Origin of the sequence: Prosthecobacter sp. (assembly GCF_044222345.1) — a bacterium.
Classification (GTDB): Bacteria; Verrucomicrobiota; Verrucomicrobiia; order Verrucomicrobiales; family Verrucomicrobiaceae; genus Prosthecobacter.
Genome location: NZ_JBGANL010000085.1, coordinates 1 through 15,379, shown reverse-complemented (window position 1 = coordinate 15,379; position 15,379 = coordinate 1). Strand labels below are relative to the sequence as shown.

Here is a 15,379-nt window from a genome sequence, read left to right as displayed (position 1 = left end):
ATTGTAGGGGCCACTCAAGGAGAGGCAGACGAAATCCGGACACAGTTCCTCCTCTACGAGAAACGACTGGGGCGGCGAATTCTCTCCGGAGAATGGGTGGCCTCCCTCGGCATGCCGAAGCGGGTTGTTCGAGACACCCGGAAGCTCGCCATTGGTGACAGATGGCTGGAATGCCATGGAAATGGTTTGGGGACAGAAGAGACGAGCCGTTTGGACGCCCTATGTGCGGAAATCTATGAGTGCATGTCGCCTGATCATGGCGACGCCATCGTGCTGTCAAGGAAGTCTTCAGACTACTTGCATGCGCAGCTACAGGAAGCCGGAATCCCTTCGGCGTCGATCCACACCAAAGAATTGCCATTGGGGCTCCTGGAAATGCGAATAGTGCGGCATCCGCAAAACGTGAGTGAAAGTGAGAAGCCGGTTAAACGCTATCTAGGGTTGACGATCAAGCGAGTGGTCGGACTCATCTGCGTGGCGTGCCGGTTGTCTTCATGAATCGAAGGCGTGGTTGAATCGCGTGCAAGTCGCGCATAGGCGACTTGTTTTCGCGGGGGCCGGTAACAACGTAACTTTCACACATCACGATTCAATTGAAGAAAGACAATCAGTCGAACAAGTCAGGCTCCTTGGCTGGGACTGGGTCTGCGCGATCAGCGCGAATAAACCGGCGCTTCTCGGTTAGGCCTGCAATCTCAATGTCTACGACGTCGCCTACGGAGAGCTTTTCCGCCTGCGCAGGAGCGACAGCGTAGATCCCGTGGTCAGTCGTCACCATGACATAGTGGCTGATGTCCGCGATGTCGACATCCGTCCATGGTTCTCGCGAGGATTTGTCTCTGGCGGGTGAAAGCAACTCGATAACGTCTCCTGTTGAGCCGGTGAGCGAGAGTTTGGTGCCGCTCTGCACCATTTCGCCAAGCAAGCGTTCGACGGCCGGCGCGTCGGCGTCGTACAGATTGGCGATATCTTTTGCCTGCTCGGCTAGCACAGACTCATTTGGTGTATCGCCGATCAAAGATTCTGTGGCTACGCCGACTGCCTCGATGTACGCGTGAACGGTGTCTGAGTCGACAGGCACGGAGCTATTGTCGCGACAATCCACGACATCCAAGAGGCACGCATCGGGCGACACCTCGATCTGTTCGCCGATGCGGAAATCGCCTAGCGTCGAGAGAAGCTTGCCAAGCCTATTGACCTGGTCCTCAAGCACTCGTGGAGTGGATTCATGGAAAACGAGAGCGTCATTTTCCAAAAGCAGTGGCGTTTTCACTCTGAGCCTGAATGCAACGGGACGCGTGGTCATGGGGATTCCTCCTCTCTGGGTTTTCCGCGAATAACGCGTGAAGCGACCGCCCATGAAGATGAGGCTGGCCGAGGGTGATGCATGCGCGCGGATGCTCCAACCTGCAAGGCGTCGTCGACCTCGCAGCTGTCCAATTGGTACGCGCCTCCGCTGTGGGTGCGAAACTCACTCAGCGATCGCATGCGCCGGACTACCTGTCGGCCATCGGGAGGATCGGAATGGTCTGCGGACGGTGTGGAGAGCTCGGATCGTGGCGGAATGAGAAGATCGCCTCCGGCTCCGTTCGGATCCATCAACGTCAATACGCGAGGTCGACTGCCCGCTAGGCTGAGCAGGCGGGTGCGAAGCGACGGAAATCCGAATGCATCCAGTGCAGCATCCATTTCGGATAGCGCTGCCGTTGGATCGTGCTCGCGCTGAACTATTTCAGCACGCTCAGCGAGCCATGTGGTCAGTGCGGGTACTAGCGATGTCAGTTCGTCCGTTGTGCCGACGCCCATCTGGCTCAGTAGGGGCGGGAGTTCCAAAAGGACATAGGTCCCTATGCGGCCCATATGGACGGTCCCATCAGTCGTGGTGCCGAGCACGGCTTCAGCAAGTAGCCGAGCTGCTCTGGCATCGATGGCGTCTTGCCGCAGGCGACTTCGCTCGACTTTGTGGCCCGAAGGAATCCGGTTAACTATCAGCAGATTGCCATGAGTATGATCGAGGGTATCGGTAGTGGTGGGTCGCATTGGGTTGGCGTCGACTGGGGATGTCGACGCCTATTATTAGTCGCGCATCGGGACCATAAATCACCCCGAAATCGTTGTAACAGCGTCAACTGTGCGCATTGCCTGAACCGCCTCTGAAAATGTCGTAGCGGTTGTGTCTCCGAGTTCAAGATTCGTGTGAATGCATGCAGCTGTCTGGAGTCTGCAGTGGCGACTACGCCCATTGACCAGCTGGCCGAAATTCTTCCCCGTGTGTCTCAGCCTGTGCGACGGGTTGATGGAATGCTTTTTCGCGCATTCCAACGAAACACGGGAGCACCTCAATGACGACGCCGCATGAACGAACCAGGGCGCTGCTCTGGGCGGGAGGGTTTCTGATCGAGCTTGCACGCGATACCAGCCTTCCGATTTCGGTCAGGCAACGCGCGATTGTCATTGCTCGCCACTTCCCGACGATTGAGGATGTTTCAACCCTGTCGGAGGCTGGTCGTAGTTCCGGGTCCGAGTGCGGTCTCACGCCACTCAGCGAAACGCCCATCGACTCCGACGATCTGCAGTTCGGTCCGCTTCGCTATTCAACACGGCTGGAGTGGCCCGAGGTTCCGGAGTCTGCGTAGGACGCGGACAACATGGGGAGGTTCGTGCCGAGCGATATTCCAAGGCAGGCGCGCGAGTACTTGCGAATCGATGCGAAGGCGCTCGTCTATTCCCCACAACACACTTACGTTTCTGGGCCGGAATGGTCTATGCGCAAGATAGAAGTTCGACATTCTGAACCGCACCCGCATGGGAACAGTATGGTCGAGTTGGGGTACCATTCTGCAATGCATGTGCGAGCAACCTCAGCCGCGAAGTCTGGCGAGAGAACTGAGCCGTCCGCTTTGTCTGGACCTGCATTGCGATCGTATTTTCGGCTCACCGAACAATGGGGCCTGAGCTCGGAACAGGAACGCATCCTGCTTGGATCTCCAAGCCGGACCACCTTCTATCGATGGAGGCGCAATCGCCTGGGTAGGTTGCGCAAGGACACCCTTGAGCGCATCAGCTACATGCTCGGGATATACCGGGCACTCCATGTGCTCTATTCGCGCGATTCGCAAGCGGACGGATGGCTGAAACGCCCCAACGCGGCGCCGCTTTTCGGCGGCAAGTGCGCACTGGATCGCATGTTGGGCGGAAATGTTGGTGACCTCTACGCGGTTCGCCAATACCTTGATTCGCAGTGTGGCGGGGCTTGACTCACGCCAAGCAGCCTCCGGGGTTTTCCGGGGCGGTTCAGTACTGGAACGCGGGAGTTGGTTGGGGGATAGACATGACGAGATGTCGGCATTGTGGGGACGAGATCGAGTTTCGGCACGTGTTTGGACAAGTGGTCCCGATTCACTTGTCCGGAGGATGGTGTCAAGGTGGAGATGGGGGTTCAAGCTGGGCTGGGAGTTGCCTGCCCAGCCAGGTCGATCCGTTTGAAATGACTTGTCGTCTCAGCGCGTGCCCGAAGTGCAGCCAGCCCGTGTTTTTCATCCGTCACAATGGGGGGAGTGTTTGGGTCGACAGCCTCGGATGGCCTTGGCCAAAGCACTCCTGTTTCGAGAATGAGCCGGTTCCATCCTGGTTTGGTTATTTCTGGAAGCAGTCGTTTTCAGAGGATGCTGACGACATCATTCTTTTTGGAGTGATCATCAAAGCGGAATATGTCCGTGCGGACAAGCAAGGTCCGGGCAGATTGATTCTGGCGGTTGATGGCGGGTCCAAAGGGCGCGTTTGTCTGGCGACCAATGCCAACAACACGCCGAGATATCTCTTGGGATGTATTGCTATTGCAGACCTGTCGGCAGAGCGATTATTCACCTCGAATCATGATGTGAGGCCCATCCTGCCCGTTGATGTTGGAGCTGAAGAGCTTGGGCTTTCCTCCGCGTGGGTTACCTTGAAACGCAAGGATCACCCTTCCGGGGAGTAGCATCGTTCGCGTCCGATCGTTGCGTTGAGAGCGGTGACGACGTCAAGTTCAGTCCGAAATTCTTCCCCGCGCGTCTCAGTCCGTGCGACGGGGTCATGGAACCCTTGTCCGCGAATTCCAAAGAGTCAAGGGGGCCCGCAATGACGATGCCGCATGAGCGAACCAGGGCGCTGCTCTGGGCGGGTGGATTTCTGATCGAGCTTGCACGCGATACCAGCCTTCCCATGTCAGTCAGGCAACGCGCGATTGTGATTGCTCGCCATTTCCCCACGATCGAGGACGTATCGACCCTGTCGGTGGCTGGCCGAAGTTCCGGATCCGAGTGTGGCCTGGCGCCTCTCAGCGAAACGCCCATGAACGCCGACGATCTGCAGTTTGGTCCGCTTCGCTATTCAACGCGACTGGAGTGGCCCGAAGTCCCGGAATCCGCGTAGGCGGGGCATGGTGCGGCTTTGCATATTCCGCAGCTGCGCAAACATGCGATTGTTTCTCGCGTACGACAGCTGGAGAATTGTGAGTCAACCCCATGCAAGGCTCATCAGCGTGGCGAGATCGCGCCGCGACAGCACCTTGGTGAAATCGCGCCAGTCTTTCTCCGGCGGCATCATCGTGCCGGTGTAGCGCAGATCGAATCCCGTCGCAGTCTTCTGGGCGTTGATGTATTCGTCCAGGCGCTCGCCGAGCGTTTCGATGTCCTCGATCCAGACGTCTTTGATAGTGTCCGGCAGAGATCCGAAAAGGTCGTAGCGGTTCTTCATGCGCTCGGACAAGCGTTCGTAGATTTTTTCGTCCACCGTCTTCTCGAACACAAGATTGAGCATATCCACGGTGTCACGCCGCTGCCCGAAGCGCTTGATGCGGCCGATGCGCTGTTCGAGCCGCGTAGGGTTCCACGGCAGGTCGATGTTGATCAGCGTGCCTAGGGTTTGCAGGTTCAAGCCTTCGCAGGCGGCATCGGTCGCCACCATGACGCGAATCTGGTGCTCGGCCACCATGCGCTTGAGTGTTTCGCGCTCGACACTCACGCTGTCACCCCGCTGGTAAAGGCGGCTGCGGCCCGCGCCTGCGTACAGGCCGACGGCTTCTTCCGGGTAACGGGCTGCCAATGAATCGGCCAGCCACTTCGCGGTGTCGTAGTACTGGCTGAAGATGATGACGCCCAAGTCACGCCACTGCTCTTTGTCGAGGAAGTGGACGACGGCCTCCATCTTCGGGTCGGCCTCCAGCCGTTCGAGCCGGGCGATCAGACGTTGCAGCACCTCGCGTTCCTCGCCCGTCTCGACTTTGACGTCACCTTCCTGCTCTTCGTCTTCCTCATGCACGGTGCCCCCCTCCAGCAAGCGCCGCGCCGTCGAGAGGCCCGCGTGAATGCTGGAGCAAATGCGCTGCTCCATCAGGTTCTTCATGAAGCCGCTGCCCTTGCCGCGCTTGGCCAGCGCCTTGCCGAACGCACGCGCCTCACCATAGGCCTGCCGGAAGTCTTCCGAGGTGCGCAGCGCCTTGCCTTCAAACAACACGTCGAAGGCACGCTGCTCGGTGGCCCGCTCGCGTTCGGGGTGAACATCTACACCCACCCTGGCCAGCAAATTCGCATCTTCTAGCTGCTGGCGCTTGCGCAGCACGACATGGCGCACCAACGGATTCTCGCGCTGGAACAAGGTCGCCCCCGCAATGCGGCGCTCCAATTCCTCTTCCAGAATTTCTCGCGTTTCTTCCGTCAGTTCAGCCAGCGAACGGTTGGTTTGCCATTCCCCGTTTTGCAAGCCCAGGTCTTGCCGGATAGCAGAGAACAAGCGTCGGGCGCGCGGCTCGCTGGTGGATTCCGTGCGCGGCAGCGGCGAGCGCAGCAGCTCCCAGGCATGGGCCAGCGATTCCACTTCCACACGACCGGCGAGGATGTCGAGCACCTCGTCGGGACGATGCCACGGCGCAAGGTCGTGGCCGAGCACGAAGCGTCCTGGGCCTTGGTGCAAGATGCCCAACAAATCCCACAGATCGGCAGGGTTGGTCTGGATCGGCGTGGCCGTGCCCAGCAACACGTGATCGGCACGCGCGGCGATTTCACGCATGAAGGCCAGCAACTCATTCGGTGTTCCGGCTTCCTTACCGAAGCCTTGGCGCGTTCTGGCCTTGTGCGCTTCGTCCAGAATCACCACGCCGAAGCGCATGCCCAGTAAATGCTGCTTTTCCAGCGAGTCGCGCATCATCAAGCCGGTCGAGACAATGCCGATACGCAGCGGGCAATAGGCAATCTGCTCGCGCCCCGCAGGGGACAGCACGCGTTCGTCCGCATCCAGCCAGACCTTGCCGACGGTATCCCAACGGGCGGTGGGGATGCCCAGCTTATCCAGCATCTCGGTCTGCCACTGCTCGGTGAGCGTGGCGGGGGCGAAGATCACCACCGGGCGGCGTGGGCCATTCTCTTTGTCCGCCAGCAGGCACAGCGTCAGCGCGGCGGTGGCCAGCGACAGCGTCTTGCCCAGTCCCACTTCATCGGCCAACAACAGGCGCACCGTGCCGTACAGACGCTGGTGGCGCAGGCATTCGGTCAGAAAGCCCTGCTGCCACGGTTGGAGCTGCTGACCCTCGCGGTACAGCGGCGATTCGATCAGCGCCGCAGGCGCAAGCTTCTCGTCATCGTCGATCTCGATGAACTCGATCTCGCGCCGATAGCCGCGCCGATGCACCTCGCGGATCACCACCTGCGGCAGCGGTTTGGCGGCATTCCAGAGGAAGTCGAATTCTTCCTCGATCCACGCCACGCCTTCCGGCGATTCGTCTTCCCACAGGATTTCGTAGTGGCGCTGCCAGCCGCTGCGCGTCTCGTTCATCGACCCGATGAAGCCCAGCCTGCGGCCATCGGCCAACGTAATCACGCCAGCCTTACCATGCACGAAGCCGCAGATGTCGTCGGGCGCGATGCGCACCGCCTGCCCATGCCTGGCAAGGAAGGCATCCAGCCGCCGGTAGCGTTCGCGGTTCAGTAGCGCCTCGGCTTCCAGACCTTTTTCGTTCCAGCGGCCCAGCATCTTGCTCTCACGCAACTGCGCTACTTTAAGATCGTCCGAGTGGATGTCCACGTTGCAGACGATCTTGACCTCGGGGATGCGCTCCAGTGCCTCGCCCGCCACCTCGAACAAAGAACTGGTGAAATAGCCCGCGATGCGCTTGTAGCTTCTGGCCCCGGCCAGATGCTGCATCAGAAAGCTGGCATCCAACCGATGAGTACGCGAAGAGAAGCGTCGGATGCTCATGGACATCAGTTCTTGGGTTTCACGCCGCCTTTGCGGCCCAAGCCGAAACCGACACGATAGAGGTCCGGCATATCAATGCGTCCGTCCTTTCTGGTTTCCAGAAGGCCAAGGCGTTGCAAATCCTCACGAACACCATCCCAGCCGCGATCAACGTGTTGCGCGGGCAGCTGTGTCGTCCTGATACTTTGTGCGCCACCGGGAAATTTCTCCTCCCATTTTGCAATGACTGAATCAACATCGATCGGTACGTTCATGCCGCTCAAGACGGCAAGAACGTCAGGGACCCACGGATAGTCTTCCGCCATTTCCTGCACGCGGATTTCCGAAGCCTTCTGAATGCCTCGTTTGATACTCTCAAAGTGCAATGCATAGTCATGCTGCGGATAGCGCTCGTTGGAATCTTCAGCAGCTCGCCCGATGGCGGCGAGAAAGGAGCGCGGGGATGTCTGGCCACGCCCATCGGCTAAATGCCCAACAGACCATGTATATGGCACACCGCGACGCCTGTCACGCCCCATCCAGGGACCGGCCAGGGCTTCAAATGCCTTCTTTTGAGCGTCGGACTCCGACTTCATATCGGAAGCAACGTTCCACACGTTGTTCTGCGCAATGCTCGTGCAGACGCTGCGCATCAGCTCACCATGCACGTCTGGCGCGTTGATGAGTCGTTGCCAGAGCAATCCGTGCAAATCATGTCGAGCCCACGCCAGCTCGGCTTTGGTTGCAGTGAGCTTGGATGCATCCGGAAAGTCGAACACCCTGCGCTCCGCCTGGTCCTCTCGCAGGAACACTTTCGCGTACAAACCAGGGAACGTTTTCAGCCAAAGCGCCACGCGCAGCAAGCCGCGCACGATGCTATCCATGCGCTGCCAGTCGGTGCTGGTGCGATCCAGTGCGTCAAAGAGAATCAGCCCTTTCCAGTCGCGTGGTTGCTGCATCAGCCGCGCGGCGTCTTCCGGTTGCGCCCTTAACCAGTCAACTGTCCCTTGCCACGTGTCTTGAGGAATCGCGCTCCCCAACTTCTGCGCGACTCTGCGCAGAATCACTGCCCGCCACAAATCGTAGGGGTCGCCTTTCTGATCAAGAAACGCAGCAAACACGTCAGCATTTGGATAAACGTCGATGGCTTCGGAATTGCTGAAGCCTGCGAATACCTCAACGTCCTGCAGATCAGCAACCGCAGCGCCCAATTGTTGGCGAAGCAAGCCGGATTGTAGGGCTGCCGTCCAGAACGACTTACCCACGCCGCGTCCGCCAACCACAACATGCGTATCCAGCCTCAACGCCTTGTGGTGAGAAAGCGGGAGGTACAGAGTTCCTGCTTGCGGAGTTTCAGCAAAGTTGCTGGTCTCAAGTGGTGCCTCCAGAATGGCTTCGCGCAATTTCTGTGCTTCTGTCATCACGCGCTCCTTAACTCGCTGACATCGCTCACACCGCCGAGCAGCGGGCCGAAAATGGATTGCACTTCCTGCGCATCAATCACCGAAAGACGACCTTGCAATGAGCGCAGGCCGGCAAAGCTACGGTGCCAGTTCACCGCCCACGGGTAATGAGGCGCCCCCTCGTCAGCCTCGTCGAAATTCCATCCTTCGACCAAATCACCCACCCGCCATTTCGTGTCGCTTCCAGCAGTTGGCCCGATGGTAGTCGGATCAGCCGGTGCAATCTCATCGTAAAGCGTTTCAGAAAAAATGCCGTAGGCGCTCTCGCGCAAGCCTTCCAGATAGGTCACGCGATCCAACTCGGGAACGATGGCGCCGACAATGCGCAGACGCTCGCGGATGTCTTCGGCCACATGAGCGCGCTGCCATTGCTCAAACAGCATCCGATAGCCCTTCCAAGTCTGCGCACCTTCCAGGGCAAACAGCAGAATCAGATTCGCTCCTAGGTCGGTGATGCAGGCAGATGCAATCTCGTCCATGCCGGAACGTGAGTCGATCAGCACCACGTCGGGCTGGATACGCGCCTCCAGCGCCTGCAACAAGCGCGCAAGTCGGGATGACCAAGTTTCGCGAGTTCCGTCTGCCCGTATTGTCGGCATCCACACACGGCCCAGCTTGGCGATGTATTCACCATGCGCGGCGCCATGGGCGGGCACCACATGGATTTCGCCGTCATGGGACAGGTTGCTGGTGGCGACCATGCTATCGAATACGGCAACTCCGTTGTCCAGAAGATCCTCAACGAGCCAATCGGTGATGCCGTACATGGGCTGACGTTCCGACGGCAGGAGCGCAGAAGACAGCCCGGGCGACTCCAAGTCAAGGTCCAGCACCATTACCCGTTTTCCCGCCTGTGCCAAGCTCCACGCAGTTGCGGCCAGGGCCGTAGAGCGACCCACGCCGCCCTTGATGGAAAAGAACACGACGCGCGGTGTGCCTTTTGTTTCCGGCGCAATGCGCGCCCAGTTGGCTTCGGTTGCCAGCCGATCAATCACCCGCACCTGATCAAACCCGTTTACGGCGTAGCCGCAGGCGCCTTGCCGTGCCTGCTCCTGGCTGGCTTCATACAAAACGCCTCTTTCGGCGTACGCATGAGGTGCCAGGCGCTTGGCGAGTGCCTGATACATGACCTCGACCGCTTCGGGTAGGCCCTCTTCTTCGCGAGCCCGCTCCGGTGCAATGAAACGGACCCGAGTATTCAAGTCGCGGTTGATGATCAGCCACTCCAGCCTGGCAAGCGTGTCACTGTGTGCCCTCAAGACCTCAGTGGTAATCGGCAGAATCTGATCGAAGGTCGTCATAGCAAGCCCTCGCGTTGCGCTTTGATAATCAGATCTCGCACAGCCTGAGCACCCGATTGATGCGCCTGCGTACGCGTCTGGTCGAAGTTGGATTGATGGGCATAGCGATCGGAAACACACCAGTTCAGATACGGATTTGTGACTGGCAAACCGTAGCCAATTCCTTGCACGTAACCGCTGCGGTAGCTCTCGAAACGCGCCCAGATGCCATCGGCGTGCACCCGATCGTCTGCCTGGGCAGGTCGATCTTTGGCAACATCCCAAGGCATACCAAAAACGAGCATCAACCGCTTCAACCCGCACTCTGTCGCCATGCCGTAGAGATGATCCGCATTGGCCCAGCGCTGCGCCTGATGCAAACGCTCGGCATCGTCCCAGTGGCGTCCATGTGCATCGAGAAAATCCGCTTGCATGCAAACTCCCTCAATCACCGAAGCGCAGATTCTTGAGACGTGCGCCCAGTACCTCGGCGGCAGAGCGCACCTCAGATTCGGGCGCTTTACGCTCGATGAAGGCCAGCATGTCCACCAGCAGGGTGCGGACTTCCAAGAAGTCCGCCATCTCGGCGCGCAGTTGTTCGACGATGACTTGCGCTTCGGTGTCCTTGAGCAGTTGCTGCAAGGCAATGATGAGCTGCCCCAGCCGCGTCACGCCGATCTCGGTGGCATCGGTCAGATCGCGCGAAGCGTATTCGGCCACGCGCTTCAGGCGTGCGTTGTTGGGTCGCATGTCGCCCATCACGCGGGTGTAGTCCGTAACGCGGAAGGCCTTGGCGAAGTTCTGGTAGTTGTCCAGCTTGGCCGCGCCTGCGGTTTCCATGTCCATCATCCGCAGCACAAAGCGTTCGATGCCGGTGAGTCGGGCCCAAGTGTCGGCGGTGAGCCCCTCGGGCACCAGCAGGCTGGATGCGGTTTCCGCCGCCTGCTGAACGATTTCGTCCACTACGGTCACTTCACCACGTGCGCGCGGACGCAGGGCAAAGGCTGTGACGTCTTCATCTCCGATCCGGGTGTAGGCGGTCAACACCTTGAGTGCTGCGGCATAACCGGCCATCTGCAAGTCGGAATCGCCCCACACCGGCTCGCCGTGGTGGGTGGCCACGGCGTTGTTTAGGTGCATCATGGTTTCGATCTGCCGCGCCACTTCCTGTCGTACTGCAGGCAGCAGACGCTGCTTGAAGCCGGTGCGCTCGCCCGCAGCGCGCTTCTTGAGCATCAGAATGACGGTGCCTTGAACGTAGCCGCCCTTCTTGAGCTCAGATGTGGTTTCGGTGGCGATGTACCAGGCTGCCACTACTTGCAGGCCCGCCGCCCAGAAGATGCCGATCAGGTCGCCCCAGACGGCGGTGTCCTGGTGCGTGAACATCACGCACTGCATGCCGTTGTCGGGCATGTGCTCGGCCATTGCCTTGTAGGCGGCGACCATGCCGCGCCTAAAGTCTTCGCCGGAGCCTTTGACCGCCAGTGCACGACGCGAATCCCACACCCAGTCATCGAAGGGTTGAGGCGGGTTTTTGCGTAGCCAGGCGATGAAGAACTCTGCAATCTCGTGGTAGTTCACCGCATCGGCATACGGTGGGTCGGTGATCCAGAACTCAGCGTCGTGTTGGAGCGTCGAGGCTTCCTTATTATTGACGGTCAGGCTACCCGCGATGCTGCTTGCTGCATCGGTGAGGAACAGGTAGTTCTGCCCGGTGACGAATGAGCGAACGCCGTAGAAATAGTTGGTGTTGTAGGCCTGGTTGTAGAAAGTCTGCGTAATTGACTCTCGCGCGGCCCCGGTGCCGTAACGGCACAGCTTGCTCGACCAATCCAGCATCTTGGCCAGCGACAGGCACAGTGCTGGTTGCACGTTGGTAGGCATTTGCTGGATTTGCTCATGCACCAATGCGGCCACCAGAATCTGGCGGGGGCTGAACATGTGATGCCAGTGCGTCCAGCCGCGCGTTCGAATCGGCTCGTCGGTCTTGTCGCCCGGCTCGATGGTCATGTCCGGCACCAAGCCTTTGGTCTGCCAGCTATTCAAGTTTTCAGCGACAAATTGCTCCACGCGCTGTTCGCGCTCAAGATCGGCGGCAGTAGGTGCGGAAAACCAGGTGTCCTGACGGCCCGCATCCAGCGTTTCCTTGCTGATCCACTGGATCGCGTACAGACGCTCCTGAAAGATGTCGTCCGGGATCGGCTTGAAGTCGGATTTTTCCCAGCAGCGTAGGCGGTTACCCGTAACCCCATCAGCTAAACGGAAGTCGCCTCGCAGAGTCTTGATGGGCGTGCGGTAGGTTTTGCCGTTCAATGCATAAACCATGTCGCCGTCTTGTACCGTGCCCTTCTCGGCGGCGCTCATCTCTGTCTTGGACGCGCCCGATATGATTTCAATATCGAAGCGCTTGTTCTTGGGGTCGGGCTTCAAACGAGCAACGGCATTGCGCGTCTTGGACACTGTCCAGGTGGAGGACAAGGGCACCATCCAGCCGGTTTCTGGGCAACGCGCTTCGAGGCACCAAAGGTACGCCTTGGCGCGATTCCCATCGTCATCATGTTCGATACCCAGCTCGGTGATGCGCCGATTGACGGCCTTCGCTAAAGTGGATTGGGCTTTCGAAATTTCCTCGCGCCGCTTGTTGGGCGCGCCGATAATTTCTGCACTGCCCCAGGTCAACATGCAGGCGATGGGGTTGAGGTCGGAGGCGTAGGCTTCGCAGCCGATGCGCGCTGCCTCGAACGGGATGGAGCCACCACCTGAGAAGGTATCGCCCACGCGCGGACGATGGCCGTAGCGCAGGATGCCCAGTTGCTCCACCAGCTCTGCGATAGATTTCACGTTCACGCCCAAATGGGCGTAGTGACGATTGACCTCTGCCCAAACTGGGGCATACAGCCATTCCTGATCCAACTCTTCCGGCCGCTTGCCCAGACTGGCCTTTTCCTCGTAACTGGCACAGGTAGCCAGTAACTTGCGATAGATCACCAGCTTCTCGTCGTCACTCAGGCTGCGCTGCCAACGCAGAGCGATGCCTTCTGCATCCGCATCAAGTGGAAAGCCCATCCAGCGAACATCTCCACCTGTGACATCACCTCGCTTGAGCGTGGCCTTAAAGTAGTCCCACGGATTTTCGAGTTGGATGCGCGCGGCAATCTCAGCTGGCGATACCGCGTTGCCGATTAGCGCACGGCGCGCCAAGCCCTCGTCGTCGAAGGCCATGAGCTTTTCAAAAAGAGCGAGATCTGCTTCCGCATCATTTGTCGGCGGCAGCAGGCTGGCCAGCACAATGGCACGCACCAGAATCAGCGGCTTACGGCCTTTCCAATACGAACCCAGACCAGTCAACGTCTGACTTTGCACCGAAGTCCGCTCCTGCTGTGCCTCGAACGACACTTTCTGGGCGGGGAAAACCGTCTCGATCAGCGCGGGCGCATCTTTCAGGGCCAAGGGCGTGAGAGTGGTTGTTGTTTTTTGCATTCCCTGATGAATCCTCAATGGGCCGAAGCCACGTCAGGTGACAGCCAGCCGTGGGAGCGCAGCCGCTCTTCGGCAATGGCAAGCTGACGTGGGGTGAACTGCTGCTTGCGTGCGTTCCAGCCATAGACCTGACGTTCTACGCTCTCGTGCTGTGTGGCACCCTCGCGGCTCATCACCCAATGCACTGTGGCCAGGAGTTCTAGCCCGTAAGGCGACTCGAAGCCCTCGACCAGCTTGGTTACGCGCTCGAAACGGGCGCGGCTGATATCGTGTTGATCCAGATAATCCTTGGCGTCTTCCACTGCACCGGGCACCAGAGTGAGCGGCTTGTCCGGCGCATCGCCGCCATCGGCATAACCCGCGATCAAATGGCCTTCCACCGCCTTCAGCACATGACGCAGGTTCTCGGCATAAGGGCCGTAGTGATGCTTGACGTACTGGAGACGCAGCGGCTCACCGGCTTCCTGCATGAAGTACATCAGCTTGTGGACTTCCAGCAGGGTGACAAAGGGGTCAAGCAGTCCGTCGAGGTAGCGCTGCATCAGGGCCACGACAATCAAACCGGCATTCATGGCGCGTCTTCCCCGAACAGGCCCAAGGAGGTCTGGACAGCGTCTTGTTCCGACTTGCCACGCCGCGCACGCGGTGCCAGCAGTTCGCTCTGCGCCACATCGCCCAAGGCGTGTTTGAGTGCAGCGCGCCAGCCCTTGCCTGCGTCCATCACCCCGCCGGTGCTCATGGCGGTCATGCCAAACAGCCACCAGCGTTCCTCCGGGCGCAGCGCCAGCCAGTTGCGCACGGCGACTGGAATCTTCTCCATCTCCATCTGTTCGACAGCCCAGGCCAGCACGCATACTTCCTTGCCGAGCAGGCGATCCACAGGGTTGTCGCCGACCTTCCACGTACCGGGCTTGATGCCATGCGCGGCCAGACGTGCATTGAAGGCGCGTTGCACCTCGGCGCGGATGGCGGTCCAGCGCGGGCGATCCAGCAGAACGCGGTCGATCACCGCGTTGTCGTTGCTGGTGGCCTGCAAGCCGAGGTGTTCGCTGATCTGCACCTTGCCGGTGCTGGCCTTGGGAATGATGATCTTGAAATGGTGCGGATCAGAAGTCGCAGGCACGCCAAAACCCAGCGTGTGCAACACTTGCGCACGCGCTTTGGGCAATGGTGTGTTCCCTGCGGCTTTGGCCATCCTCATTCCTCCTGATTGATGTCGCCCGGCTTCAGCTCGATTCCAGCGAGCCTGGCGAACTCTTTGAGTGCAAAGCCGGTGTCGAAGGTGATGCCGTCGGTAATGGCAATGTTGAGAGGTGCGTCGGGCTCCCTGAGCGCGTCGCGCAGGCTGTTGACCACGCCCTCGATGATGGCAGCTGTGACTTCGCGTTCCTGAAAGCGCACGGTCACTGTGTTTTCGCCTTCACCGATTTCGACGCGCACACCCTTGAAGCGCGTACCCGGCTGATCGCGGAAGCGGTTAATGACGCTGAAGACGAGTTCGGTCGTGTCTAGTGCAACGCGCTTGCTTTGCAGGCGAGCAGGCTTGCTGTCGACGATCCGCACCGTCTTGTCGCCGCTGGCGGGGATCTGGAAGTCCGCTGTCTTGTTGGCCTCGCCTGCGCGGGCAAACACCAGCAGGCGGCAGCTTGCGGAACCGATCTCGAACGGTGCGTCGTAGCAAGTGCCATCCTTGGGGTTGGAGCCGTCCGTGGTGTAGAAGATGTCGGCGTGCGGCGTGGCAGCAAGGGTGACACGGCGCTTGTCAGCAGCGGGTTCGACCTGATGACGAATCTTGAGGTCGGCAAGCCAGCGCGTAGCCGCCGCACTTTCATGCTGACCGGTGGTGTCCTTGACCCAGAAGTACAAGGTGCCCTCGGTCGAGCTGAAGTTGTCCAAGTCCTCGACCTGGCTGTCCTTGTCGGAAACATCGGCCTTGGTCGACCA

The 15,379-nt window shown here is 59.5% G+C and carries 13 protein-coding genes and 1 pseudogene; 5 read left to right on the top strand and 9 right to left on the bottom strand.

What is annotated here, in order from left to right; genetic code table 11:
• On the top strand, positions 1–498 hold a 498-nt coding region (locus tag ACILSL_RS25220), incomplete at its 5' end, for a hypothetical protein (protein WP_395734844.1).
• Between the two features lie 109 nt (positions 499–607).
• Here ACILSL_RS25220 and ACILSL_RS25215 read toward each other — a convergent pair.
• The gene (locus ACILSL_RS25215) at positions 608–1,306 is read right to left on the bottom strand and encodes a hypothetical protein (RefSeq protein WP_395734843.1); all 699 of its coding nucleotides are present in this window, start codon (positions 1,304–1,306) and stop codon (positions 608–610) included.
• Between the two features lie 1,036 nt (positions 1,307–2,342).
• Here ACILSL_RS25215 and ACILSL_RS25210 point away from each other — a divergent pair.
• The 4 genes from ACILSL_RS25210 to ACILSL_RS25195 all read left to right on the top strand — a co-directional run bounded on the left by ACILSL_RS25210 (position 2,343) and on the right by ACILSL_RS25195 (position 4,413).
• On the top strand, positions 2,343–2,636 hold the full coding sequence (locus ACILSL_RS25210; RefSeq protein WP_395734842.1) for a BPSL0761 family protein: 294 nt from the start codon (positions 2,343–2,345) through the stop codon (positions 2,634–2,636).
• Between the two features lie 12 nt (positions 2,637–2,648).
• Complete coding sequence (locus ACILSL_RS25205; protein WP_395734841.1) at positions 2,649–3,257, top strand: antitoxin Xre-like helix-turn-helix domain-containing protein; 609 nt, start codon at positions 2,649–2,651, stop codon at positions 3,255–3,257.
• A gap of 272 nt (positions 3,258–3,529) precedes the next feature.
• On the top strand, positions 3,530–3,979 hold the full coding sequence (locus ACILSL_RS25200; protein ID WP_395734840.1) for a hypothetical protein: 450 nt from the start codon (positions 3,530–3,532) through the stop codon (positions 3,977–3,979).
• 95 nt (positions 3,980–4,074) lie between these two features.
• Entirely contained in the window at positions 4,075–4,413 is a 339-nt protein-coding gene (locus ACILSL_RS25195; RefSeq protein ID WP_395734839.1) for a BPSL0761 family protein, read from the top strand.
• A gap of 84 nt (positions 4,414–4,497) precedes the next feature.
• Here ACILSL_RS25195 and ACILSL_RS25190 read toward each other — a convergent pair whose 3' ends face one another.
• The 8 genes and pseudogenes from ACILSL_RS25190 to ACILSL_RS25155 form a co-directional block, all read right to left on the bottom strand.
• Entirely contained in the window at positions 4,498–7,233 is a 2,736-nt protein-coding gene (locus ACILSL_RS25190) for a phospholipase D-like domain-containing anti-phage protein (RefSeq protein WP_395734838.1), read from the bottom strand.
• A 5-nt stretch (positions 7,234–7,238) separates the two neighbouring features.
• Positions 7,239–8,633, bottom strand: a complete 1,395-nt coding sequence (locus tag ACILSL_RS25185) for a hypothetical protein (RefSeq protein ID WP_395734837.1) — start codon at positions 8,631–8,633, stop codon at positions 7,239–7,241.
• Positions 8,633–9,976 (bottom strand): KGGVGR-motif variant AAA ATPase, encoded by a 1,344-nt coding sequence (locus tag ACILSL_RS25180; protein ID WP_395734836.1) that lies wholly within the window; start codon positions 9,974–9,976, stop codon positions 8,633–8,635. Before ACILSL_RS25180 ends, ACILSL_RS25185 begins: the two co-directional genes overlap by 1 nt.
• Complete coding sequence (locus ACILSL_RS25175; RefSeq protein ID WP_395734835.1) at positions 9,973–10,389, bottom strand: SAM-dependent methyltransferase; 417 nt, start codon at positions 10,387–10,389, stop codon at positions 9,973–9,975. The genes ACILSL_RS25180 and ACILSL_RS25175 overlap by 4 nt, the downstream gene beginning before the upstream one ends.
• A gap of 10 nt (positions 10,390–10,399) precedes the next feature.
• A complete protein-coding gene (locus tag ACILSL_RS25170) occupies positions 10,400–13,435 on the bottom strand; it encodes an anti-phage-associated DUF1156 domain-containing protein (RefSeq protein WP_395734834.1) in 3,036 nt (1,011 codons plus the stop codon).
• A gap of 14 nt (positions 13,436–13,449) precedes the next feature.
• Positions 13,450–13,986, bottom strand: a pseudogene (locus tag ACILSL_RS25165) (Appr-1-p processing protein); the annotation flags it as partial.
• Between the two features lie 17 nt (positions 13,987–14,003).
• Positions 14,004–14,636: an anti-phage-associated DUF3780 domain-containing protein gene (locus ACILSL_RS25160; RefSeq protein WP_395734833.1), complete on the bottom strand. Its 633-nt coding sequence runs from the start codon at positions 14,634–14,636 to the stop codon at positions 14,004–14,006.
• The coding region (locus tag ACILSL_RS25155) for an FN3 associated domain-containing protein (protein ID WP_395734832.1) at positions 14,633–15,379 on the bottom strand (747 nt) is incomplete at its 5' end. The genes ACILSL_RS25155 and ACILSL_RS25160, both read right to left, overlap by 4 nt.